23 protein-coding genes and 2 pseudogenes are annotated in these 23,599 nt (G+C 64.7%); 8 read left to right on the plus strand and 17 right to left on the minus strand.

Annotated elements, in window-relative coordinates; genetic code table 11:
- The 10 genes and pseudogenes from ACM43_RS17120 to sdhC form a co-directional block, all read right to left on the minus strand.
- A pseudogene (locus ACM43_RS17120) lies at window positions 1-274 on the minus strand (OmpA family protein); the annotation flags it as partial.
- A gap of 184 nt (window positions 275-458) precedes the next feature.
- Window positions 459-701: a hypothetical protein gene (locus ACM43_RS17125; RefSeq protein ID WP_036002774.1), complete on the minus strand. Its 243-nt coding sequence runs from the start codon at window positions 699-701 to the stop codon at window positions 459-461.
- A gap of 83 nt (window positions 702-784) precedes the next feature.
- Window positions 785-1,171, minus strand: coding sequence for a VOC family protein (locus tag ACM43_RS17130; RefSeq protein WP_271541515.1), 387 nt, complete (start codon window positions 1,169-1,171; stop codon window positions 785-787).
- A 24-nt stretch (window positions 1,172-1,195) separates the two neighbouring features.
- A complete protein-coding gene (locus ACM43_RS17135; protein ID WP_271541517.1) occupies window positions 1,196-2,020 on the minus strand; it encodes an FkbM family methyltransferase in 825 nt (274 codons plus the stop codon).
- 163 nt (window positions 2,021-2,183) lie between these two features.
- Complete coding sequence (locus ACM43_RS17140; RefSeq protein WP_271541518.1) at window positions 2,184-4,136, minus strand: ABC transporter ATP-binding protein/permease; 1,953 nt, start codon at window positions 4,134-4,136, stop codon at window positions 2,184-2,186.
- A gap of 52 nt (window positions 4,137-4,188) precedes the next feature.
- Complete coding sequence (locus tag ACM43_RS17145; protein WP_271541520.1) at window positions 4,189-6,333, minus strand: hybrid sensor histidine kinase/response regulator; 2,145 nt, start codon at window positions 6,331-6,333, stop codon at window positions 4,189-4,191.
- A gap of 186 nt (window positions 6,334-6,519) precedes the next feature.
- Window positions 6,520-7,302: a succinate dehydrogenase iron-sulfur subunit gene (locus ACM43_RS17150; RefSeq protein ID WP_036002750.1), complete on the minus strand. Its 783-nt coding sequence runs from the start codon at window positions 7,300-7,302 to the stop codon at window positions 6,520-6,522.
- Window positions 7,303-7,344: 42 nt separating this feature from the next.
- Entirely contained in the window at window positions 7,345-9,180 is a 1,836-nt protein-coding gene (gene sdhA, locus ACM43_RS17155) for a succinate dehydrogenase flavoprotein subunit (protein ID WP_271541526.1), read from the minus strand.
- Window positions 9,181-9,183: 3 nt separating this feature from the next.
- Window positions 9,184-9,600, minus strand: coding sequence for a succinate dehydrogenase, hydrophobic membrane anchor protein (sdhD, locus tag ACM43_RS17160; protein ID WP_036002745.1), 417 nt, complete (start codon window positions 9,598-9,600; stop codon window positions 9,184-9,186).
- Window positions 9,597-9,995 carry a succinate dehydrogenase, cytochrome b556 subunit gene (gene sdhC / locus ACM43_RS17165; RefSeq protein WP_271541832.1) on the minus strand — a complete coding sequence of 133 codons (399 nt, stop codon included), beginning with the start codon at window positions 9,993-9,995 and terminating at the stop codon, window positions 9,597-9,599. The genes sdhD and sdhC overlap by 4 nt, the downstream gene beginning before the upstream one ends.
- Window positions 9,996-10,453: 458 nt before the next feature.
- On the opposite strand from sdhC, the pseudogene ACM43_RS38960 reads away from it, so the two are divergent.
- A pseudogene (locus tag ACM43_RS38960) lies at window positions 10,454-10,711 on the plus strand (sulfite exporter TauE/SafE family protein); the annotation flags it as partial.
- 133 nt (window positions 10,712-10,844) lie between these two features.
- Here the strand turns inward: ACM43_RS38960 and ACM43_RS17175 are convergent.
- Window positions 10,845-11,342 carry a hypothetical protein gene (locus ACM43_RS17175; RefSeq protein ID WP_271541532.1) on the minus strand — a complete coding sequence of 166 codons (498 nt, stop codon included), beginning with the start codon at window positions 11,340-11,342 and terminating at the stop codon, window positions 10,845-10,847.
- Between the two features lie 29 nt (window positions 11,343-11,371).
- The gene (locus tag ACM43_RS17180) at window positions 11,372-12,901 is read right to left on the minus strand and encodes a malonate--CoA ligase (RefSeq protein ID WP_271541534.1); all 1,530 of its coding nucleotides are present in this window, start codon (window positions 12,899-12,901) and stop codon (window positions 11,372-11,374) included.
- 86 nt (window positions 12,902-12,987) lie between these two features.
- On the opposite strand from ACM43_RS17180, the gene ACM43_RS17185 reads away from it, so the two are divergent.
- The 4 genes from ACM43_RS17185 to ACM43_RS17200 all read left to right on the plus strand — a co-directional run bounded on the left by ACM43_RS17185 (window position 12,988) and on the right by ACM43_RS17200 (window position 16,276).
- The gene (locus ACM43_RS17185; RefSeq protein WP_157284932.1) at window positions 12,988-13,749 is read left to right on the plus strand and encodes an SDR family oxidoreductase; all 762 of its coding nucleotides are present in this window, start codon (window positions 12,988-12,990) and stop codon (window positions 13,747-13,749) included.
- Window positions 13,750-14,112: 363 nt separating this feature from the next.
- The gene (locus ACM43_RS17190) at window positions 14,113-14,667 is read left to right on the plus strand and encodes a fasciclin domain-containing protein (RefSeq protein WP_036024154.1); all 555 of its coding nucleotides are present in this window, start codon (window positions 14,113-14,115) and stop codon (window positions 14,665-14,667) included.
- 182 nt (window positions 14,668-14,849) lie between these two features.
- Window positions 14,850-15,479, plus strand: coding sequence for a cytochrome b/b6 domain-containing protein (locus ACM43_RS17195; protein ID WP_036002769.1), 630 nt, complete (start codon window positions 14,850-14,852; stop codon window positions 15,477-15,479).
- A gap of 14 nt (window positions 15,480-15,493) precedes the next feature.
- Window positions 15,494-16,276: a molybdopterin-binding protein gene (locus ACM43_RS17200; protein ID WP_271541542.1), complete on the plus strand. Its 783-nt coding sequence runs from the start codon at window positions 15,494-15,496 to the stop codon at window positions 16,274-16,276.
- A 79-nt stretch (window positions 16,277-16,355) separates the two neighbouring features.
- Here the strand turns inward: ACM43_RS17200 and ACM43_RS17205 are convergent, their stop codons facing one another.
- On the minus strand, window positions 16,356-17,546 hold the full coding sequence (locus ACM43_RS17205) for a YbfB/YjiJ family MFS transporter (RefSeq protein ID WP_271541544.1): 1,191 nt from the start codon (window positions 17,544-17,546) through the stop codon (window positions 16,356-16,358).
- 232 nt (window positions 17,547-17,778) lie between these two features.
- On the opposite strand from ACM43_RS17205, the gene leuB reads away from it, so the two are divergent.
- Together leuB and ACM43_RS17215 are read left to right on the plus strand one after the other, a co-directional pair.
- The gene (gene leuB, locus ACM43_RS17210) at window positions 17,779-18,891 is read left to right on the plus strand and encodes a 3-isopropylmalate dehydrogenase (RefSeq protein WP_271541546.1); all 1,113 of its coding nucleotides are present in this window, start codon (window positions 17,779-17,781) and stop codon (window positions 18,889-18,891) included.
- Between the two features lie 133 nt (window positions 18,892-19,024).
- A complete protein-coding gene (locus ACM43_RS17215; RefSeq protein ID WP_271541548.1) occupies window positions 19,025-19,660 on the plus strand; it encodes a DapH/DapD/GlmU-related protein in 636 nt (211 codons plus the stop codon).
- 74 nt (window positions 19,661-19,734) lie between these two features.
- Here the strand turns inward: ACM43_RS17215 and ACM43_RS17220 are convergent, their stop codons facing one another.
- Both ACM43_RS17220 and ACM43_RS17225 read right to left on the minus strand, forming a co-directional pair.
- A complete protein-coding gene (locus ACM43_RS17220; RefSeq protein WP_157284925.1) occupies window positions 19,735-20,121 on the minus strand; it encodes a hypothetical protein in 387 nt (128 codons plus the stop codon).
- A gap of 170 nt (window positions 20,122-20,291) precedes the next feature.
- On the minus strand, window positions 20,292-21,080 hold the full coding sequence (locus ACM43_RS17225) for a hypothetical protein (RefSeq protein WP_271541552.1): 789 nt from the start codon (window positions 21,078-21,080) through the stop codon (window positions 20,292-20,294).
- A gap of 117 nt (window positions 21,081-21,197) precedes the next feature.
- Here ACM43_RS17225 and ACM43_RS17230 point away from each other — a divergent pair, with 117 nt between their 5' ends.
- On the plus strand, window positions 21,198-22,232 hold the full coding sequence (locus ACM43_RS17230; RefSeq protein ID WP_271541554.1) for an aspartate-semialdehyde dehydrogenase: 1,035 nt from the start codon (window positions 21,198-21,200) through the stop codon (window positions 22,230-22,232).
- 5 nt (window positions 22,233-22,237) lie between these two features.
- Here the strand turns inward: ACM43_RS17230 and ACM43_RS17235 are convergent, their stop codons facing one another.
- Window positions 22,238-22,807, minus strand: coding sequence for a NifU family protein (locus tag ACM43_RS17235; RefSeq protein ID WP_271541556.1), 570 nt, complete (start codon window positions 22,805-22,807; stop codon window positions 22,238-22,240).
- 248 nt (window positions 22,808-23,055) lie between these two features.
- The gene (locus ACM43_RS17240) at window positions 23,056-23,550 is read right to left on the minus strand and encodes a universal stress protein (RefSeq protein ID WP_271541558.1); all 495 of its coding nucleotides are present in this window, start codon (window positions 23,548-23,550) and stop codon (window positions 23,056-23,058) included.
- Between the last annotated feature and the right edge of the window lie 49 nt (window positions 23,551-23,599).

The raw sequence follows: 23,599 nt of genomic DNA on the forward strand, positions 1-23,599 counted from the left end.
CCGGGCGGGCCGCAGGGGGAGGCGGAGGAGCTGCAGGCGGCTGGGGCGGTGCAGCCGCCGGCGGCGGAGCCGCGGGGCGTGCGGGTGCTGCAGGCGGCGCCGCGCCTGGCGGTCCCTTCGGCGGCTGCTTCGGTCTTCCGTCAGGGCCCGCGTCCTGCGGCTGGGCCTGAGCGACGACGAACGGCGCAGCGTCTTGCGCATGCGATGCGGTGTTGGCCAATTGCATCGCGGTCAAAGCCGTCGTCGCAAGCAGCACGAAACGAAGGTTGGTCATGTGGTGAACTTCCCCGGAAGGTTCTTTGTCGAAGTGTCGGGATGAACGGCTAAGCGTTAGGCCGCATTGTGGCGGGCGATGCAACTGCGACCCGATTTATTTCTGCACGCAAATCATCTCACTATGGCAACGTTCATTGCGCATTCAGGCGCTGGTGGCAATCGCCTGACATTGCTTCGCCGTTTCACGCGTGATCGCGCGGCGGAATCGCATCCGTCGCAGGATTGGGCGTGAGCGGCCCGTTCGGTCCGCGCGATGGGATCTCCTCAGGCATGCGGCCCGGCAATTCGTCGGGCCGCGGCGGCGAGCCGGGCTCGCGCACCGGCGGCGTGATTTCGGGCTGCGGATTGCCGGGCGGGATTCCGGGCGGCGGCTCAGTTGGCGTACCGGGCGTCGACGGCGGAATCTCGGGCGGTTCAATCGGCATCGGCATCATCGGGATCGTTGTCCAGAGGACAACAACGAAGGTGCAGCACCGATGTTCCGCGTCACATCGCTTCGAAGACCGGATTATTCCGGCGTGTGGCAGACCGCTTCGATATTGTGGCCGTCGGGGTCGAGCACGAAGGCGCCGTAATAGTTCGCGTGATAATGCGGGCGGATGCCGGGCGCGCCGTTGTCGCGGCCGCCGGCCGCCATCGCCGTCTTGTAGAATGCATCGACTGTGGGGCGGTCCTTGGCGTGGATGGCGACGTGCACCGGCTTGTTCATCGCGCCTTCGCCCCCGATCCAGAAATCGGGCTTGCCGTCGGCTCCGAAGCCTGCAGCCGCAGCGTGTCTGGTCTGCTCGGCAGTGACCTCCATGATCAGGCTGTAGCCGAGCGGCGCCAGTGCCTTCGCATAGAACGCCTTGGCGCGCTCATAGTCGGAGACGGAGAAACCCAGATGATCGATCATCGCAACCTCCCTTGTTCGTACCCGTCAGCGGGACAGAAACGTATTGCTTCGTGTCTTGCGTGCGATCGTAAAGCCGCGCCCGACCATGTCGGCAATACAATCCTGCTGCCATTCGTTTTGTGACAGATGCTCGATCACCACCGCACGTGGCCAGAGCGATTGCGGCGCGTCGCGGAAGAAGCCGATCAGCACGCGGTCCTCAAAGCCCTCGACGTCGATCTTCAGCGAATCGACTTGGCCGACGCCGGCCTCCTCCAGAATGCGCACCAGGCGCAGCGACGGCACCTTGATGGCCTCGGCACTGGCCGTGCCGGTGACGACGTGGGTAGCGCCGAGGTTGCCGCCGCCGCTCTCGATCATCAGCTCGCCGTCGCTGTCGCCCGCGGCGGCCTGCACCAGGCGCACCTGCGGCGTCTTCGATGCGGCGTGGTTGAACGAGAGCCGTCCGAAGGTCAGCGGATGCGGCTCGATCGCCACCACTTGTCCGGATGGCCCGATCTGATGCGCCATCACCAGTGCGAAAGTGCCGACATTGGCGCCGACATCGACGAACGTGCCGCCCGCCGGGGTGTGCTGGCGCAGGAAGTCGAGCTCGTCGAGATTGTAGTCGGGATTGAACAGCGCGCCGCGCTCGGTCGCGCTGCCCTGGTGATGGAAGCGGAACGAGGCGCCCTGATATTGCACGTCGACCGGACCGTTGCGCAGCAGATTGACCAGCCGCGACATCCACGGTCGGAACGCGCCGCGCTTCAGCCCCGACCGTTGAGCGAGGCGGATGATCGCAGCCTGCGCCGCATTGGGCGCGAACGCACCGAACGGCGCGGGCGAAGGGGCATTGTCGGACGTCAAGCAGCAGATCCTCGTTGCAGGCGGCGCATGCATAGCGGGTTTTAACGAGGACTCCAACGCTCGATCACAGTCCGGTAGCCCGGATGGAGCGCAGCGTAATCCGGGATTCTTGCCGCGCGGATGGACCTTCCCGGATTGCGCTACGCTCCATCCTGGCTACGAATCACGCCGCCTTCTTTGGCGCCTTGCGCTGCCGCAAGAACCGCCCGAGCAGCCGGCGCCGGCCCTTGCGCGGAATCAGGTCGATATCGCTGACGAGCTTGGCGCCGCCCTTGCGCCGCTCCAGCACGATCTTGCGGCTGTGGAAAGCCTCCAGCTCGGCGCGATGCGCGACGCTGACGATGGTCGCCTTCGGCAGCGCCTCGGTGATCATCTGCATCATCTTGTCCTGGCTCTTCTCGTCGAGCGCCGAGGTCGCCTCATCGAGCACGACGATGTCGGGGTTGTGCAGGAGCAGCCGCGCAAAGGCGAGGCGCTGCTTCTCGCCGCCCGACAAGGTCTGGTCCCACGGTGCCTCCTCCTCGATCTTCTCCTTGAGATGATCGAGGCCGACCTTGTGCAGGGCTGCGCTGATCTCGTCCAAAGTCCAGTGGTCGGCCGCGCCGGGATAGGCGACCGCTCGCCGCAAGGAGCCGGAGGGCACATAGGGCCGCTGCGGCAGCATGAACAGCCGGCGATCGGCATGGAAATTCACGCTGCCGCCGCCCCACGGCCACAGCCCGGCGATGGCGCGCACCAGCGTGCTCTTGCCGGTGCCGGATTCGCCGGCGACCAGCAGCCGTTCGCCGGGCTCGATCACCACCTCGGTCTCGCCGACCACGGCGGTGCCGTCGTCGAGCGTGACCGAGAGATCCTTCAGCTCCAGCATGGCCTCGTTGCTGGTCTCGCCGCGCTTGATGCGGCCGAGGCCGTCGCCCTGCTCGGCGCGCTCGAGGCCGTCGAGCGACATCATCAGCGAGGCGATGCGCCGCGCACAGGCATTCCAGTCGGCGAGCCGCGGATAATTGTCGACCAGCCAGCCGAACGCGCTCTGCACGATGGTGAAGGCGGACGCGGCCTGCATCACCTGGCCCAGCGTCATGCTGCCGTCGAGGAATTTTGGCGCGCAGAGCAGAAGCGGCACGACCGGCGCAACGAGGCTCGATCCTTGCGACACCAGCGTGGTGCGCATGTGCTGGCCGGCAAGGCGCGCCCATTGCCGCAGCACGCTCGTGAAGTTGCGATCGATGCCGTCGCGCTCCTCCTCCTCGCCGCCGAGCAGGGCGATGCTCTCGCCGTTCTCGCGCACGCGCGTCAGGGTGTAGCGGAACTCGGCTTCGGCCTGGTTCTTGCCCTCGGAGACCTGCACGAAGCGCCGGCCGATCACCACGATCGATCCGGATGCGATCGCGGCGTACAGCATCGCGGCGATCACCAGGAAGCCCGGAATGGTCACGGACGAACCGCCGATCGTGACTGTAAGTGCCCCGCCGATGGTCCAGAGCACGACGATGAAGGTCGCGGCCGACAGCAGCGCCGACGTCACGCCGGCAAGAAAGTCGACGGGGGAATCGGTCGCAATCCGCAGATCCTCCGCGATCCGATATTCGGGATTCTTGTGATCGCCGCCAACGAGGTTGAGCTGGTAATAGCGCCCGTTCTTGAGCCACCGTGTCAGCACGCTCGCCGTCAGCCAGGCGCGCCAGCGTCGCTGGATGCCCATGCGCGCGAACACCTGCACGACTGCGAGCACGATGCTGCCGATCGCGAGCGGGAAGAACATTGCGGTGAGATGGAAGACGCTCGCTGCATCGCGCTTCTCGATGGCATCGAAGATCGCGCGATTCCAGACGTTGATGCCGTATTGGAAGCCGACGGTCAGCACGATCAGCAGGCCGAGACCAACCGAGAACGGCCAGGCGAGGCGGTCGCCGTTGCGGCCCCAGAAGCCGCGGGCGCTGATCCAGAACCGCGTCAGTAGATAATCCTTGCGGACCTGCTCGGCTTCCTCGGGTGACAATTCGGGGTCGGGTTCGACCAGCTCGGGCGGCGGCGGTGTCACCTCGCCGTTCTCGCCCTGGATATCGATGATGGGCGGCTTCTTGCCCTTTTCACGCGTCGCGGCCGGCTTGTACATGAACGGACAACGCCAAGGGAACTCGGCCGGTTCCCGCGAGGTTCCGGAGCCCCTATTCGGCGGCGCCGTCCCTGACGTGCCGGATCCGCGCCGCCCGATGCAGAACGCGCGACAATTCCTCGATCGAATAAGGCTTCTGCACGAGGTCGCAGCCGCCGGTACCCTCCTGCGACAGGGCCTGGCTGTAGCCGGTGGTCAGAACGACCGGCACGCCGAGTCCGCGCTCGCGGATCGCCTGCGCCAGATCGAGCCCGGTCATCCCGGGCATCACCACGTCCGAGAACACGACATCGAAGCGATCGGCGTCCACGACGAGCTCGGCGAGCGCGTCGGTCGCGTTGTCGACCAGCGTGATGCTATAGCCGAGCTCGGTGAGGCCATCGGCGGCGAAATTGGCCAGCTCGATATTGTCCTCGACCACCAGCACCGACATGCCGCTGCCGGCCACCGCCGGCGCCATGTTGGGCGCTTGGCGTTGCGGCAGCAGGCCCGGCGGCAAGCGCGGTAGATAGAGCGAGAAGGTGCTGCCGTGCCCCACCTCGCTCGCCACGGTCACCTCGCCGCCGGACTGCCGGGCGAATCCGAACACCTGGGACAGGCCGAGGCCGGTGCCGCGGCCGACCTGCTTGGTGGTGAAGAACGGCTCGAAGATGCGGCCGAGCCGCGCGGCGGGAATGCCGACGCCGGTGTCGCTGACGGTGACGCGGACGAAGCCGTGGTCCGGGCTGGCCGAAAGCTGCACCAGCGCGTCGGGAACGGTCGTCGTGGCCTCGACCTTGAAAACGATTCGCCCCTGGCCCTGCATGGCATCGCGCGCGTTGGTCGCCATGTTGATCAGCGCCGTCTCGAACTGACTGGCATCGGCATTGACGAGGCACGGCTCCGCCGGCAGCTGCATGACGATCTCGATCGCGGGGCCCAGCAGCGTGGCGAGCATGTCGTGCAGCGACTGCACCCGTGCGCCGACGTCGAACACCTCCGGCTTGAGGGTCTGGCGCCGCGCAAAGGCGAGCAGTTGCGAAGTCAGCTTGGCCGCACGCGCCACCGAATCGGCAATGGCCGTGATGTAGCGCTGTCGCCGCTCCTCCGTCAGCTGCGGACGGTTCAAGAGATCGACCGAAGCGCGGATCACCGTCAGGAGGTTGTTGAAGTCATGCGCGACGCCGCCGGTGAGCTGGCCGAGCGCTTCCAGGCGCTGGCTGTGCTTGAGCGCCTCCTCAGCCTCGCGCCGCTTTGCAGCTTCGGCCTGAAGGTGCTGGGTGCGCCGCAGAGCGAGCGCCAGCAGCAGGAACAGCAGCGCGGTGGCGGGAATGCCGAACACCAGATGCTGGCCGATGGTGGCGAGCCAGCGTGCGCGGATCGCAGAGGTCTCCAACCCGGCGCTGACATAGATCGGATATTCGGCGACGCGCCGATAGGCGATGCGCCGCTCGATACCGTCCGAGGGCCAGGCGACCGTGATGAGGCCGTGCACGGGCTGGGTCGCGATCTTCTGGCCCACCGGTCCGGTCGGATCGAGCCGAAGCTCGTGGTCGAGCCGGGGAAAATGCGCGAGCATTGCGCCGTCGGTGCGCCCCATCGCAAAGAAGCTGCCGGGATCGGTGCCAATCCTGGCATAGAAGCTTTCGAAATATTCCGGCAGCACGGAGGCCTGGATCACGCCGATGAAGCGGCCGTCGTCGGACTCGCGGCGGCGGCTGACTCCGAAGAATCGGGCGCCCTGATAGGGCGGTCGTGGCGTCAGGGCCGTGCCGATGAACGTGCCGATGCTCTGGTCGACATGGGAATAGAAGTAATCGCGGTCGGCAAAGCTCAGGTCCGGCGGCGGCGAGACGAGGCTGTTGACCAGCGCCTTTCCGTTCGCATCAAAGATCCAGGCCGATTTGAGCTGCGGCAGCGAATCGGTCAGCCGCTTTAGCCGGCGATGCAGCGTCGGCTCGCGCTCGCGGATGATGCCGTCGGGCAGGCTGCGCACGACCTCGTTGAGCTCGGCGAGGCTGCGGTCGATGGTCTCGAAGACCTTGAGCGCGTGCTCATGTGCGACGTCGACCGTGCGCTCGATCTCGCGGTCGGCGGTATCGTTGGTCGATGTGTAGGAGATCGCGGCAGCAACGACGAACAGCCCAATCGGCAGCGCCAGGGATGCCGCCATCATCCACTGCAACAGCCTCAGCGAGTTGCGTTGCGCCCTCTGCACAGTCGCTCCGTCCCTGACGGGAGCTTAACTGAATCTCGCGCAAGGAAGGAAGCAGCTTGTGCTGGAACCGTTGGTTGCGAGCCGGAAATTTGCGCGTCGAGCGGGTCAGAAAAAATTCTGCTCGAATTGACGGCAAATGCAGAACACCCCGGCCGGTTTGGCCGGGGCGGAAGAGGGGACTTCGCCTCAGATCTGGCGTTCGACCATCTTGAGCTTGAGCTCGGCGATGGCTTCGGCCGGGTTGAGGCCCTTCGGGCAGGCCTTGGCGCAGTTCATGATGGTGTGGCAGCGATAGAGCCGGAACGGGTCCTCGAGATTGTCGAGCCGCTCGCCGGTGGCCTCGTCGCGCGAATCCGAGACCCAGCGGTTGGCCTGGAGCAGCGCGGCGGGGCCGAGATAGCGCTCGCTGTTCCACCAATAGCTCGGGCAGGAGGTCGAGCAGCAGGCGCAGAGGATGCACTCGTAGAGGCCGTCGAGCTTCTCGCGGTCCTCGTGGCTCTGGCGCCATTCCTTCTGCGGGGTCGGCGAGGTCGTCTTCAGCCAGGGCTCCACAGAGGCGTATTGCGCGTAGAAATTGGTGAGGTCAGGGACGAGGTCCTTCACCACCGGCTGGTGCGGCAGCGGGTTGATCTTCACCGCGCCGTCCTTCACGTCGTGCATCGACTTGGTGCAGGCCAGCGTGTTCTGGCCGTCGATGTTCATCGCGCAGGAACCGCAGACGCCTTCACGGCAGGAGCGACGGAAGGTCAGCGACGGGTCGATGTGGTTCTTGATCCAGATCAGGCCGTCCAGCACCATCGGGCCGCAATCATTGGTGTCGATGTAATAGGTATCGACGCTTGGATTCTTGCCGTCGTCCGGATTCCAGCGATAGACCTTGAACTCGCGGAGCTCGGTCGCGCCCGGGGGCTTCGGCCAGGTCTTGCCGCCAGTGATCTTGGAGTTCTTCGGAAGTGCGAATTCAACCATTCGATTAAGGCCTTCGCTGTTCGATCAATACACGCGCGACGCTTAGTAAACGCGAGCTTTGGGCGGGATGTACTGCACGTCGTTGGTCATGGTGTAGTTGTGAACCGGGCGATACTCGATCCTGACCTTGCCGGCATCGTCAAGCCAGGCCAGCGTGTGCTTCATCCAGTTCTTGTCGTCCCGCTCGGAGAAGTCCTCGCGGGCATGGGCGCCGCGGCTCTCGGTGCGGTTGGCGGCCGAGTTCATCGTCACCACCGCCTGCGAGATCAGATTGTCGAATTCCAGCGTCTCGACGAGGTCCGAATTCCACACCAGCGAGCGGTCGGAGACGGCGATGTCGGTGATGCCGCTGTGGACCTTCGCGATCAGGTTCTGGCCTTCGCTCAGCACTTCGCCGGTGCGGAACACCGCGCAATTGTTCTGCATCACGTGCTGCATGCCTTCGCGCAGCTTCGCGGTCGGCGTGCCGCCTGAGGCGTAGCGGTAATGGTCGAGGCGACCGAGCGCCATCTCGGCCGAGTTCGTCGGCAGCTCGGGCTGCTTGGCGTTGGGTGTGAGCTTTTCGGCCAGGCGCAACGCGGCGGCGCGGCCGAATACGACGAGGTCGATCAGCGAGTTGGAGCCGAGGCGGTTGGCACCGTGCACGGAGACGCAGGCCGCTTCGCCGATCGCCATCAGGCCGGGGATCACCGCGTTGTCGTCGCCGTCCTTCTTGGTCAGCACCTCGCCGTGATAGTTCGTGGGGATGCCGCCCATGTTGTAATGCACGGTCGGCACGATCGGGATCGGCTCGCGCGTCACGTCGACATTGGCGAAGATCTTGGCCGATTCCGAGATGCCCGGCAGACGCTCGGCGAGCACGGCGGGATCGAGATGGTCGAGATGCAGGAAGATGTGGTCCTTCTTCTTGCCGACGCCGCGTCCCTCGCGGATCTCGATGGTCATCGCGCGCGAGACCACGTCGCGCGAAGCGAGGTCCTTGGCCGACGGCGCATAGCGCTCCATGAAGCGCTCGCCTTCGGCGTTGACGAGATAGCCGCCTTCGCCGCGGGCGCCCTCGGTGACGAGGCAGCCCGAGCCGTAGATGCCGGTCGGGTGGAACTGCACGAACTCCATGTCCTGCATCGGCAGGCCGGCGCGCAGCACCATGCCGCCGCCATCGCCGGTGCAGGTGTGCGCCGAGGTGCAGGAGGCGTAGGCGCGGCCATAGCCGCCGGTCGCTAGGATCGTGGTCTGGGCGCGGAAGCGATGCAGCGTGCCGTCGTCGAGCTTGAGCGCGACGACGCCGCGGCAGGTGCCCTGGTCGTCCATGATCAGGTCGATGGCGAAGAACTCGATGAAGAACTCGGCCGCGTGGCGCAGCGACTGGCCGTACATCGTGTGCAGCATGGCGTGGCCGGTGCGGTCGGCCGCGGCGCAGGTGCGCTGCGCCTGGGCCTTGCCGAACTCGGTGGTCATGCCGCCGAACGGACGCTGGTAGATCTTGCCGTCCTCGGTGCGCGAGAACGGCACGCCCCAATGCTCGAGCTCGTAGACCGCGTCGGGCGCGTTGCGCACCATGTATTCGATCGCGTCCTGGTCCCCGAGCCAGTCCGACCCCTTCACGGTGTCGTACATGTGCCAGCGCCAGTCGTCCTTGTGCATGTTGCCGAGCGAAGCGGAGATGCCGCCCTGCGCCGCGACCGTGTGCGAACGGGTCGGAAACACCTTGGTGATGCAGGCGGTGCGGAGGCCCGCTTCGCTGCAGCCGACGACAGCGCGCAGGCCGGCGCCGCCGGCGCCGACCACGACGACGTCGTAGGTGTGGTCTTCGATCGGATAGGCTTTTCCGTTGGTGGCGGGAGCGCCGTTGCCCTTGCCATTGGTCTCAGCGGCCATGGGTTACACTCCGGAAGAGAGCTTCAGGATCGCGTAGGTCGAGGCGAGCGCCACGGCGACCGAGAAGAAATTGTTGAGCATGATCGCGGTGAGCTTGAGCTTCTCGTTATGGACGTAGTCCTCGATCACCACCTGCATGCCGATCTTCATGTGCCAGGCGCTGGCGAAGATGAAGAGCAGCAGGATCACCGCAACGGGAATGGAGCTCAGGGTCTGCGCCGCATAGACCTGGTTGCGGCCGAGCAGCATCATGATGATGACCAGCGCCGGGATCATCAGCAGCGTCATGGCGACGCCGGTGATGCGCTGGCGCCAGAAATCGGACGTGCCGGAATGCGCGGCGCCGAGATTGCGGACGCGCCCGAGCGGGGTGCGCATCGAGGGACGCTTCGGAGAGCCGTGCGACTCGTCAAAGCTCATCGGCCGCCTCCGTTCGCATAAGCGATGATCCAGATCAGCACCGTCAGTGCGATGCCGCCGACCAGGGCGCCCCAGGTCAGCGCTTCGCGCTCATTGGCCTTGAAGCCGTAGCCGAGATCCCAGACGAAATGCCGGATGCCGCTGAGCATGTGGTGCATCAGGGCCCAGGTGTAGCCGAACACAATCAGCCGGCCGATGATGCTGCTGGAGAAAGCCTGGACATGGGCATAGGCGGTCGGGCCGGAGGCCGCGGCAACCAGCCACCAGACCAGCAGCAGGGTTCCGACGTAAAGGGCGATACCGGTGGCGCGGTGCACGATGGATAGAGCCATCGTCAGCGTCCAGCGATAGGTTTGGATGTGCGGCGAAAGCGGTCGTTCGATCCGTGCGGTCATGGGCGGCTTTTGATGTTTGTTGCGGCCCAGCATGGGGCGCGCGGGGATCGCGAAAGGTGGGCTCTATTTACGGAGTCGATCTGGCCTGCGCAATCACCAAATCGCCATAAAACGAACTGTGGTTCAGCTCTATGGCCTTGATGAACCAAGGCCAATCAGGGTCTTGGTATACCAGCCTATCGGTCCGCAAACGAACATAGGAATCTAAATTCATCACTTCGGGGCCGGCGTTTGGCGCATTGAAATCACTACTGGAACGCCTCTAAGCCGTTGCGAGCCGGGGCGTGGCAATGCGTTAGCGAAGGATGCCGGGCGCGAATCTGCCCGGGCCGTTGCCCGATTGGGTTTTTGGCACTCTCACCGGTTCACGCGCTGCGGGCCGATATGCGCAACCTGCATTCCACCCCAGCCGGGCCGCGCGACGTTCGGCCGCCCAGATCGGATCGCCTACTGCTGCCGATGCGCTCGGCTGCATCTATGCCGGATGGCCCGCCGCGGCGAGCTATCCGGCTTGTCGCAGCCCTGCAAGTGCCCTTCGGGTTCAGCTCGTCTCGCTGCTCCGCGCCGCGCTGATGATGCCGATGAGCCTCGTCACCCTGCCGCTCGGCGTGAAGGCCGCGGATGCAATGTCGAAGCGCACGCTGGAGATGGCGTTCGGGTGTTATCTGTTGATCGTAGGCAGCCGGTTCGTCCTGAGCCTGCTGGGCTGGCTGTAGCCGCCACATCCACCGTCATTGCGAGCGAAGCGAAGCAATCCAGGCTGTCTCTGCGGAACGATTCAGGATTGCTTCGTCGCAAGTGCTCCTCGCAATGACGGGGAGAGAGCAGAGCCAGAAAACGCAAGGCGGACTAATCCTTCAGTCGCACTTCGCTGTGGAACCATGATCGGAGATCGCCGATGCCTTCGATGCGATCGGAGTCGGAAAGCACCTTCAATCGCGCAGCAATCACTTCGCCTTCGATCTGCAATCCAAGCTCTTTGCAGCGATCCAACACATAGGTGACCATCATCGCGGTTTTTCGCCAGGTCGGCTTCATGACCGAGAAAATAATCTCGTCGAGTTGCTTTTCGGTCATCGACGCCGGGAGCTGCACCTCATCCCACGTGAGTTCGCAAATATACCTCAGCGGTTCTCGATCGGATTTTGGCGGCTCCAGATCCGGGTACTGATCGTAGATCGGCTGGAGCAGTTCGTCCTCTAAGGCGGCAACGACTTCCTCAAGCCAATCTCCGAACCCGATCCGCTCAGCCTTGCCAAGTGCCGCGATGCCCATTCGGGCCTGGTCGAGGGCCCTATAAGCATCGAGGAGATGATCGTTGATCCGGACAGCCTGCTCGCGCTTCATGCATCTCCCCAGCCCCGGAGCATTCGCTCCTACTTCTTCGCGTAAATATCCTTGTACGTCTCGCGCAAGATGTTCTTCTGCACCTTGCCCATCGTATTGCGCGGCAGCTCGTCGACCACGAAGACCCGCTTGGGCATCTTGAATTTCGCGAGGCGCCCGTCGAGGCCCTTCAGCACGGCCGCTTCATCGATGCTCGCGCCGGGCTGGCGCACCAGCACGGCCGTGACACCCTCGCCGAAATCGGCGTGCGGCACGCCGATCACGGCCGACTCCACCACGCCAGGCATGGCGTCGATCTCGCTCTCGATCTCCTTCGGGTAGACGTTGAAGCCGCCGGAGATCACGAGATCCTTGCCGCGTCCGAGGATGTGCACGTAACCCTTGTCGTCGATCTTGCCGAGGTCGCCGGTGATGAAGAAGCCGTCGGGCCGGAATTCGGCCTTAGTCTTCTCCGGCATGCGCCAATAGCCCTTGAAGACGTTCGGCCCCTTCACCTCGATTATGCCGATCTCGTCGCGCGGCAGCTCTTTTCCTGTCTCGGGATCGGTCACGCGCACGGAGACGCCCGGCAGCGGGAAGCCGACCGCACCGGGCACGCGCTCGCCGTCATACGGGTTCGACGTGTTCATGTTGGTCTCGGTCATGCCGTAGCGCTCGAGCACGGCATGGCCCGTGCGCGCCGACCATTCGCGATGGGTGTCGGCGAGCAGCGGCGCCGAGCCCGAGATGAACAGCCGCATGTGCTTCGTCGTCTCATGCGACAGCGCGGGGTTCTGCAGCAGGCGGGTGTAGAAGGTCGGCACGCCCATCAGCACCGTCGCGCGCGCCATCAGCTTGATGATCAGGTCCGGATCGAGCTTCGGCAGGAAGATCATCGAGGCGCGCGCGAACAGCGTCACGTTGGTCGCCACGAACAGGCCGTGGGTGTGGTAGATCGGCAGCGCGTGGATCAGAACGTCCTTGTCGGTGAAGCGCCAATAGTCGACGAGCGAGAGCGAGTTGGACGCGAGATTGTCATGCGTCAGCATCGCGCCCTTGGAGCGGCCGGTGGTGCCCGAGGTGTAGAGGATCGCGGCGAGATCGTCGTTTTCGCGCGGCACCGTCGTGAATTCGCTCCTCGCCTTGTCTGCGGCCTCCGTCAGCGAGCCCTTGCCGTCAGCCCCGAGCGTCTCGACCTTCGCCCTCACCTTGCCTGCGATCGGCGCGAGGCCTTCTGCCTTGGCGGGATCGCAGACCACCAGCGACGGCTCGGCATCGCCGATGAAGTAGTCGAGCTCGTTCAGCGTATAGGCCGTGTTCAGCGGCAGAAAGACCGCGCCGGCGCGCACTGTGCCGAGATAGAGCACGATATTGGTGACCGACTTTTCCACCTGTACCGCGACGCGGTCGCCCGGCTTCACGCCGCGCGCGACCAGCACGTTCGCCATCTGGCCCGCGTGCGCGATCAGATCGCCATAGCTGATATGGGCGCCGTCATGCGTCTCGATCGCGAGCCGCTTCGGATCGGCGAGGCCCTCGAACAGGCGGGAAAACAAATTGGCGTTGGCAGCTTGGTTCATGCAACATTCCTCACCGGCATAGGCCGGTCAAAACCGAGGGCTGGATTAGCAAAAACCGCCCCGATGAAGCAACGGAGACAGTTTGCATGTCAAAAAGCGGGAAACGCGTGGCCTGGGTCACGGGTGGTGGCAGCGGGATCGGGGAGGCCGGCGCCGAGGCGTTAGCTGCCGACGGCTGGACGGTGGTGGTCTCGGGCCGGCGGCAGTCAGCCCTCGATGCCGTGGTGGCGAAGATCACGGGGGACGGTGGGGCGGCCGAGGCCATTGCGCTCGACGTCGCCAACGCGGCCGCAGCCCAGAAGGCGGCCGATCAGATCGTCGCGAAGCACGGGCGCATCGACCTGCTCGTCAACAATGCCGGCATCAATGTCCCCAAACGCAGCTGGAAGGACATGGAGCTGGAGGGCTGGGACAGACTGGTCCAGGTCAATCTCAACGGCGTGCTTTATTGCATGCGCGCCGTGCTGCCGACGATGCGCCAGCAGCAGGACGGTTCCATCATCAACGTCTCGTCCTGGGCCGGCCGTCACGTCTCGAAGATGCCGGGCCCGGCCTACACCACCACCAAGCACGCGGTGCTGGCACTGACCCATTCCTTCAACATGGACGAATGCGTCAACGGCCTGCGCGCCTGCTGCCTGATGCCGGGCGAGGTGGCGACGCCGATCCTGAAGCTGCGTCCGGTGGTGCCGAGCGAAGCCGAGCAGGCGAAGATGCTGCAGCCCGAAGACCTCGGTCGTACCATCGCCTTCATCGCGAGCATGCCGGCGAGGGTCTGCATCAACGAAGTGCTGATCAGCCCGACGCATAATCGCGGGTTCATTCAGACGCCGAACAACAGGGATTGAGGCGAGGACACTGCCTCAACGGGCACGCCGTCGTAGGGTGGGCAAAGGCGCGAAGCGCCGTGCCCACCGTCTCTCTCCGCATTTGCGTTTGGTGGGCACGCTTCGCTTTGCCCATCCTACGGCTTCGCTACGCTTGTCCAGGACGGCAGTGGGGTTTTGTCGCGTGCTCTGGTTCGCACACGAACATCCCCGCCGATAGTTTCACCCATCACAAAGAATTTTTCCCCGAAACCGCACCTGAAACCCTCCCGTAGTTCGGTCCAACGACGGCACTGCTGCATCACCCTCAACTGTCGCAGGCGCCGTTGTTGCTCAGCTCAACGCCGGCCATCGCCGGTCTCAATTCAATCGGGAGACTCTCTCATGTCGAAGCGCATTGCCTATCTCGCTGCCGCCGCCTTCAGCGCCCTGGCTCTCACCGCGACCGTCGTCGCGCCCGCCAGTGCCGAGGAAAAGACCGTGATGGTCGGCGGCGCCGCGATGTACCCGTCCAAGAACATCGTCCAGAACGCGGTCAACTCCAAGGATCACACCACGCTGGTGGCGGCGGTGAAGGCGGCCGGCCTGGTGCCGACGCTCGAAGGTAAGGGCCCGTTCACGGTGTTCGCGCCGACCAACGCCGCCTTCGGCAAGCTGCCGGCCGGCACCGTCGACAACCTGGTCAAGCCCGAGAACAAGGCGACGCTGACCAAGATCCTCACCTACCATGTCGTGCCCGGCAAGCTCGCGGCTTCCGACCTCACCGACGGTAAGAAGCTGAAGACCGCCGAAGGCGAGGAGCTGACGGTGAAGAAAATGGACGGCAAGGTCTGGATCGTCGACGCCAAGGGCGGCACCTCGATGGTGACGATCACCAACGTCAACCAGTCGAACGGCGTGATCCATGTGGTCGATACCGTGCTGATGCCGGCGACGTAACACCGCGCGATCCTGTTTCATCCCCGAACAGGACGTCCTCAGACCGCGAGCCGGGGATACCCGGCTCGCTCTTTTGTGACCACAATAGCCTCACGACATCGATTCGATGGCGAACGGGATGTAACGAAAGCCGAAACACCGGCGTATAATCGCTGTCACACGCCCTCAGGATGGAACCCGCCATGGCGAGCCTCACAGTCACCGACGAGCAGGTCACGGCCACCAAGTCCAAAGTGATCCAGCCGGCCTGGGTGCGGGTCATGCATTGGATCAACGCGCTCGCCATGATCCTGATGATCCTGTCGGGCTGGCAGATCTACAACGCCTCGCCGCTGTTCGACTTCCGCTTTCCGCGCGAGTACACGCTGGGCGGCTGGCTCGGCGGCGGCCTGCTCTGGCATTTTGCGGCGATGTGGCTGCTGATGATCAACGGCCTCGCCTATCTCGTCACCGGCATCGCCACCGGCCGCTTCCGCAAGAAGCTGCTGCCGATCACGGCATCGGGCGTGCTCCACGACGTCAGGGCGGCGCTGACCTTCAAGCTCGGCCATGACGATCTCACCGTCTACAATTACGTGCAGCGGCTGCTCTATGCCGGCATCATCGTGGTCGGCGTGCTGATCGTGCTGTCGGGCCTTGCGATTTGGAAGCCCGTGCAGCTCTATTATCTCGTGATGCTGTTCGGCGATTATCCGGCCGCGCGCTATGTCCACTTCTTCTGCATGGCCGCGATCTGCGCGTTTCTGGTCGTTCACGTCTTGCTTGCGCTGCTCGTGCCGAAGAGTCTGCGCGCGATGATCATCGGTCGCTGAGGAGGAGAATCGTCATGGCGAAGCGTCCGTTCCTCATTCCCGGCGTCGACAAGCGGCTGCTGATCAAGGATTCCATCAAGACGATGCCTGACGTCACGCGCCGCCGCTTCATTGCGGGCGGCGCCAGCCTGGGAGCGCTGACGCTGCTCACGGGTTGCGACGTCATCGACTCGTCCTCGGCCGAGACCATGCTGGCGAAGGTCTCGAAGTTCAACGATGCCGTGCAGGCCTGGATGTTCAATCCCGACGCGCTGGCTCCGACCTTCCCCGAAAGCGCGATCACCAAGCCCTTCCCGTTCAACGCCTATTACGATCTCGACGACGCGCCCGATATCTCGGCCGCCGATTGGAAGCTCGAGGTGCGCGGCCTCGTCGACAACAAGAAGTCCTGGACGCTGGATGAACTCCATCAATTGCCGCAGGTCACGCAGATCACGCGTCACATCTGCGTCGAGGGCTGGAGCGCGATCGGCAGCTGGACCGGCACGCCCTTGCGCGATTTCCTCAAGCTGATCGGCGCCGACACGCGCGCGAATTATGTCTGGTTCCAGTGCGCCGACAAGGACGGCTACAATTCACCGCTCGACATGCGCAGTGCGCTGCATCCGCAGACCCAGATGACGTTCAAATACGCAAACGAGATCCTGCCGCGCGCCTACGGCTTTCCGATGAAGATCCGCGTGCCCACCAAGCTGGGCTTCAAGAACCCGAAATACGTGGTCTCGATGGAAGTCACCAACGATTACAAGGGCGGCTATTGGGAAGACCAGGGATATAATTCGTTCAGCGGGAGCTGAGAGGGCGAATAGCGAATCGGGAGTGGCGAATAGGGAAGCAATGAAGCCAACCCGCTCTCAATTCGCCACTCGCTATTCGCTATTCGCCTTTCGGGCCCACTTTCCTCTGGCACAACGCCGCCACCGCGCCCAGCGCCAATAGCGCCGCCGACACATTCAGCGCGTAACTCAGGCTCCCCAGCGCATCCGTAATCGCGCCGACCACGATCGGCCCGAGCGTCTGGCCGACGCCGAACGAGATCGTCATCGCCGCGATCGCGGTCGGCCACACCTCTGGCGGATAGTTGAAACGGACGAAGGCGGTGGTCGAGCCGACCACGGCGAAGAAGGCGACGCCGAACACGATCGCGGAGACCGCGAGCCAGGCCGGCGAATGCCCGATCATCGGCAGCGCTGCGCCAGCTGCGTTGGTGCCGAGGATGATGGCGGTGGCAAGTCCGCCGCGATCGAGCGCCAGCACGCCGCGCCAGGCCCAGGGCGTCACGAACGCGGATAGGCCGATCAGGCCCCAGAACGCCGCCTGCGCCGCGGCCCCGCCGCCGCCGTCGCGCACATAGGCGATCATGAAGGTCATGTAGGCGATATAGCCGGCGCCGAACAGGAAATAACCGGCCAGATAAATCAGCACCGGCAGGATCGCGAACGAGGCATGACCGCCTTCGGAGAAGCGCGCGCCGCTCTCGATGCGGATCAGGAACAGCGGGATCGTCATCGCGACCGACAGCAGCGTCAGCGCCCACCACACGATCCACCACGAGCCCGGCCCAAAATGTTGCAGCGTGAACGGGGCGATCAGCCCCGAGGACAGAATGCCGATGCCGGGTCCGGCATAGAACAGGCTGAGCAGGAAGTTGGCCCGTTCGGGCCGCGACTGGGCGATGGTGGCAGCGAGTGCGCCGCCGGCGACGAAGCCGGCCGCCGCGCCCAGGCCCAGCACCAGGCGCGCCAGGCTCAGCGCGACGAAATCCCCCGTCAGCGCGCAGGTGGCGAGCGCTGCGACGCAGGCAATTGTTCCGCCGCGGATCGCGGCGGCCCAGCCGACGCGCCGGATCAGGCGGGACGCCACCAGCGCGCCCACCAGATAGCCGACGGCGTTGATCGTGTTCATGAAACCGGCCGCCGAGTATGACCAGCCGAGGTCCTCCCGCATATCAGGCAACACCAGCGCATAGGCAAAGCGGCCGATGCCCAGTCCGACAGTGGCGGCCAGCGACAGCGTCAGGATCAGCCGCGCGGGACGCGCGTAGGGCAGGCGGTCAGGGGCGTGCAAGGGGTACTCCGGCCTGCCCAGTGTGGCAGGCCCCGCCCGCCTTGCACAGCCGCACCCCGGCAATGGTGTCTTGCCAAGCGCGCAACGCCGCTCTAGCACTCCGGCGCCGTCATTCCGGGGCGCGCGAAGCGCGAGCCCGGAATCCATAACCCCGGCTGGTGGCTATGGATTCCGGGCCCGCGCTAAGAGGCGCGTCCCGGAATGACGAGAGAGGATCGAAAAGGACACGACCATGGCGACCCACAAACTGCTGCTGCTTCCCGGCGACGGTATCGGCCCCGAGGTGATGGGCGAGGTGAAGCGGTTGATCGACTGGCTCAATTCGGCCGGGATCGCCAAGTTCGAGACCGACACCGGCCTCGTCGGCGGCTCCGCCTATGATGCGCACAAGGTGTCGATCTCCGAAGGCGACATGGCCAAGGCCAAGGACGCCGACGCCGTGATCTTCGGCGCGGTCGGCGGCCCGAAATGGGATGCCGTGCCTTACGAGGTGCGCCCGGAGGCCGGCCTCTTGCGCCTGCGCAAGGATCTCGCGCTGTTCGCCAACCTCCGTCCCGCCGTGTGCTATCCGGCGCTCGCGGATGCTTCCAGCCTGAAGCGCGAGGCGATCGAGGGCCTCGACATCGTCATCGTGCGTGAGCTCACCGGCGGCGTCTATTTCGGCGAGCCCAAGACCATCACCGATCTCGGCAACGGCCAGAAGCGCGCCATCGATACCCAGGTCTACGATACCTATGAGATCGAGCGCATCGGCCGCGTCGCCTTCGAGCTTGCCCGGAAGCGCAAGAACAAGGTGACGTCGATGGAGAAGCGCAACGTCATGAAGTCGGGCGTGCTCTGGAACGAGGTCATGACTCAGGTCCACAAGCGCGAATACCCCGATGTCACGCTCGAGCATCAGCTCGCCGATTCCGGCGGCATGATGCTGGTGAAATGGCCGAAGCAGTTCGACGTCATCGTGACGGACAATCTGTTCGGCGACATGCTCTCCGACATCGCGGCGATGCTCACGGGTTCGCTCGGCATGTTGCCCTCGGCCTCGCTCGGCGAGGTCGACGTCAAGACCAAGAAGCGCAAGGCGCTGTACGAGCCCGTGCACGGCTCGGCCCCCGATATTGCCGGCAAGGGCCTCGCCAATCCTATCGCGATGATCTCGTCCTTCGGCATGGCGTTGCGCTATTCCTTCGACATGGGCGATCTCGCCGACAAGGTCGACCAGGCAATCGCTGCCGTGCTGGCCAGCGGCCTGCGCACCGCCGACATCAAGTCGGAAGGCACCACGGCCGCTTCCACCACGCAGATGGGCGAAGCGATCCTGAAGGAATTGCAAAAGCTGCACGCGTAGCCACAAGCACCGCCATCGTAGGGTGGGCAAAGCGTAAGCGTGCCCACCGCTTCTATCGCGATTGCCGAGAGATGGTGGGCACGGCGCAAGCGCGCCTTTGCCCACCCTACGGCGTCTTCATCGGAGCCGCCTCATGGATACACCCCGCCCCAAGATCGCGGAAACCGTCATCCATGAGACGGTGCGCCTGCGCGAGGCGCAGATCGGGCGACGCTGCGAGGTGCTCGCGAACACGCGCATCGAATATGCTTCGCTCGGCGACTACTCCTATCTCGGCGAGAATTGCGACGTCGCCGACGCCGTGATCGGCAAGTTCACGGCGATCGCCAACTCGGTGCGGATCGGTGCGCCAAACCACCCGATGGGCCGTCCCTCGCAGCACCGCTTCACCTACGTCCCCGAATATTACGAGGCGGGCGCGACGCGCGACCGCGACTTCTTCGCAGGTAGGCGCGGCGACCGGGTGATCGTCGGCAACGACGTCTGGATCGGCCACGCCGCCATCCTGCTGCCGGGCGTGAGCGTCGGCGATGGCGCAGTGATCGCCGCAGGCGCCGTCGTCAGCCGCGATGTCGAGCCGTACACCATCGTCGGTGGCGTTCCCGCCCGTCCCATCCGCAAGCGCTTTGACGATACCGTTTCCGCAAGCCTGCGCCGCATCGCCTGGTGGGATTGGCCGGATGCGCTGATCTTCGAGCGCCTCAGTGATTTCCGCTCCGAGGCCATCGAAGAATTTTGCCGGCGCTACGATCCGGCAGCCAACGCGTGAGGCGCACGCATCTCGCGAAAAACAAAAATGGCCGGGCGTGAGCCCGGCCATTTTGCTTCGGATCGCTGTCCGCCTCAGTACAGCGGGAAGTTCTGCGGATAGCCGCCGACATCCTGCGGCGGGGAGAGCGGCTGGCGGTCGATCGGCCGGTTGAGGTTCTCGCGGGCGAAGGACGGATAGCCCACGGCCGGGGGGAAGGCATAGTCGGTGAACTTGCGGTCGCCCGGATTGACCTCTGTGCCGCCGTCCAGCCAGGAGCGCTTGCTCACATAGAGGCGCGTGCGGCCCTGCTGGTAGACCGTGTTGGGTCCACCAGGGCCGTAATAGGGCCGGCCGCGGTCGTCATAGCGCTGCTTGGTCCTGGTGTCGGCGGAAGTCGGGGTCGCGAACGCAACGGCAATTGCGGCGCCCGCCGCAAGCAATGTCGCCAGTTTGTTCGCGGCAGAAAATTTCAAGCTCATCACGTCCCCTTCAGGCGGCAGGCCGCCAGTCGATTTCACCCCATACTAGCCCGGCCGGGGCGGACGCAACTAGGTCAATTGGGTCACACCAGCTCGGAATAATCGTGCGCGCCGGCAAAAGTTGCATGCAAACCAGCCACTTGAGCTTGATGCAGAATCCTTGATGCAAGTCAAAGCGCTCCGCGCAATTGCGCGTTCGCTGCGCCCAGCAGCCAGTCCGGCGAGCCCTGGGGGTCACAGCCGCGGCGCCTGAGCTCGGCATGGGCGAACAATTCCGCCAGCCTCGGCTCGTTGCCCGAGGCCAGCAGCGTCAGCCGGTTCAGCGTGCAGGCGATCGCCGCGCGCCGGGCGGGCAAGCTGTCGCCCTGGCAAGAGAAGCCGGAGATTTGCAAGGCAGGCTCCTCGTAGCGCTTGAGATAGCCGAGGCAGGCCCGCGTCCCCTCTGTCGCGCCGACCGGCCGGAACAGGGCGACGGGGCCGAATTTGCTGTCGATCAGGCCAGCCTGCTCGAGCGGGGCATCTGCACTCAAACCCATCCGAGCGGCCAAGCCCGCGGCCGCCGGCCGTGTCACGTCGAATTCGGCGCCTTGGCGGTAGATTTCGAGCTCGGCCACCGGCTTGTCCGCCATATCGGTCCAGCGCAGCACGTCCCTGCGGCCGCCTTCGGGATGCCGAAAGATGATGTAAGACGCTGTTTTTTCTGATGAATCGATCCGGCTGACGGCGAAGGCCGGATGCGAGCGGTGGGCGATGCTCCAGTCCGGTCTGTCCCTCGGACCATCGCCACGCAGGTCGGGCAGCTGTCCCAGTCCTGCGAGGGCGAGGATGGCAAACAGGGCGAGCGCCCCTACATAGGCGACCAGATGCGCCAGCGTGCCGACGATCTCGTCGGCGACGGCCAAGAGCGTCAGCTGGATCTGGGTAGGGCTAACGGCCGTGCTGGCCTCAGGCGACTGCATCCACGTCCCTAAGGCATGGTCTTAACGTTGTCTTGAGGCCGGTTCTCGCATAGAAGCGCTGCTCTTCCTGTTTAAGCGTCAGCTTCGGGAACGTGCTTTTTCATCGGAGAGTGAACGATGGGTTACAAAGTCGCAGTCGTCGGCGCGACCGGCAATGTCGGTCGGGAAATGCTCAACATCCTGGATGAGCGCAAATTCCCCGCGGACGAGGTCGTGGCCCTGGCGTCGCGCCGCAGCGTCGGTGTCGAAGTCTCCTATGGCGACCGCACCCTGAAGGTCAAAGCGCTCGAGCACTACGACTTCTCCGACGTCGACATCTGCCTGATGTCGGCGGGTGGGTCGGTGTCGAAGGAATGGTCGCCGAAGATCGGCGCCGCCGGCGCTGTGGTGATCGACAATTCCTCGGCCTGGCGCATGGATCCGGACGTGCCGCTGATCGTGCCCGAGGTGAATGCGGCCGCGACCGAAGGCTTCAAGAAGAAGAACATCATCGCCAACCCGAACTGCTCGACCGCACAGCTCGTGGTGGCGCTCAAGCCGCTGCACGAGAAGGCGACGATCAAGCGCGTCGTGGTCTCGACCTATCAGTCGGTGTCGGGCGCCGGCAAGGACGCGATGGACGAATTGTTCTCGCAGACCAAGGCCGTCTACACCAACGACGAGCTGGTCGCGAAGAAATTCCCCAAGCGCATCGCCTTCAACGTCATCCCCCACATCGACGTCTTCATGGAGGACGGCTACACCAAGGAAGAGTGGAAGATGATGGCGGAGACCAAGAAGATCCTGGATCCCAAGATCAAGCTGTCCGCCACCTGCGTGCGCGTGCCCGTGTTCGTCGGCCATTCCGAGGCCGTCAACATCGAGTTCGAGAATCCGATCACCGCCGATGAAGCCCGCGAGATCCTGCGCAAGGCGCCGGGCTGCCTCGTCATCGACAAGCAGGAGCCCGGCGGCTACGCCACGCCCTATGAAGCGGCCGGCGAGGACGCGACTTACATCAGCCGCATCCGCGAGGACGCGACGGTGGAGAACGGCCTCGTGCTCTGGTGCGTGTCGGACAATCTGCGTAAAGGCGCCGCCCTCAATGCGATTCAGATCGCGGAAGTCTTGATCAACCGCAAGCTGATCACCGCCAAGCAGAAGGCGGCGTAAGGGGCTTACATAGGCCGGACTTCGACCACGTCAGGCACGAAGTGCTTGAGCAGGTTCTGGATGCCGTGCTGGAGCGTCGCCGTCGATGACGGGCAGCCGGAGCAGGCGCCCTTCATGTTGAGATAGACGATACCGTCCTTGAAGCCGCGGAAGGTGATGTCGCCGCCGTCATTGGCGACGGCCGGCCGCACCCGGGTCTCGATCAGGTCCTTGATCATGTCGACGGTCTCGGCGTCGGCTTCATCGAAGAACTCGTCCTCGTCGTCGAGATCGGCATCGCTGTGCGCTTCGCCGTCGGCGAGCAGCGGCGCGCCGGACATGTAGTGCTCCATGATGGCCCCCAGAATCGCGGGCTTGAGCTGCTGCCACTCACCGCTCGCCTTCGTCACGGTGATGAAGTCCGATCCGTAGAACACGCCGGTGACGCCGGGCACCTCGAACAGCTTTTCGGCGAGCGGCGAACGCGCCGCCGATTCGCGGCTCGAAAATTCCATCGGGCTGCCGTCGACCACGACGCGGCCGGGAATGAACTTCAGCGTGGCGGGATTGGGGGTTGCTTCGGTTTGAATGAACATGGTTTTCTCCAGACGTCGCCGGTTCAAGGCCGGCGCGTGCTCTATCCCCTAGCAGATGGCGACGGCGAACGCACGGTCAAGGGGAAGGCTGGACGTTTCGGTGCAATTTCAGTGGGTTAAGGTACGCAATCTTCTCTCGTCGTCATGGCCGGGCTTGTCCCGGCCATCCACGCTTTGCTTCGTCGTGCCAAGAACGTGGATGCCCGGGACAAGCCCGGGCATGACGAGTAACCCACCGGCAGAGCCGTCTACGACAGCGAATCCACGCTTTCGTCGCTCAGCGCGCCCGAGATAATCGTCACCGGCACCGGGAAGGTGCCGAGCGCATTTGCGAGCAGCGAGACCAGGGGTCCGGGCCCCTCCGCGCCAGGATTGGCGGCGAGCACCAGCATGGCGATATCGGGGTCCTCGTCGATCACTGCGAGCAGCTGTTCCATCGCGCTGCCCTCGCGGATCACCCGCTCCGGCGTGATCGCAGCGATGCCGTTGGCGCGCCCGGCGGCGCGGTCGAGTGCGGCCTCGGCGGCTTCCTGCGCTTCGGCGCGCATGATGTCGGCCACCCCCAACCATTCCTGGCTCTGCTGCTCCGGCTCGATGATGCGCAGCATCACCACGCCGCCGCCGGCGCGGATCGCCCAGCGGCTTGCGTAATAGACGGCGCGATCCCATTCGGCGCTGTCGTCGACGATGACGAGGCATTTGGGCTTGTGACCCGGCTCGTAGCAAAGTCGCTTGCTGGTCATGCATGTCCCGGATTGTGCACGGGGAGCATGCTGCCACACTCCCGCGATG

Source organism: Bradyrhizobium sp. CCBAU 45321 (assembly GCF_028128975.1).
Lineage (GTDB): Bacteria > Pseudomonadota > Alphaproteobacteria > Rhizobiales > Xanthobacteraceae > Bradyrhizobium > Bradyrhizobium yuanmingense.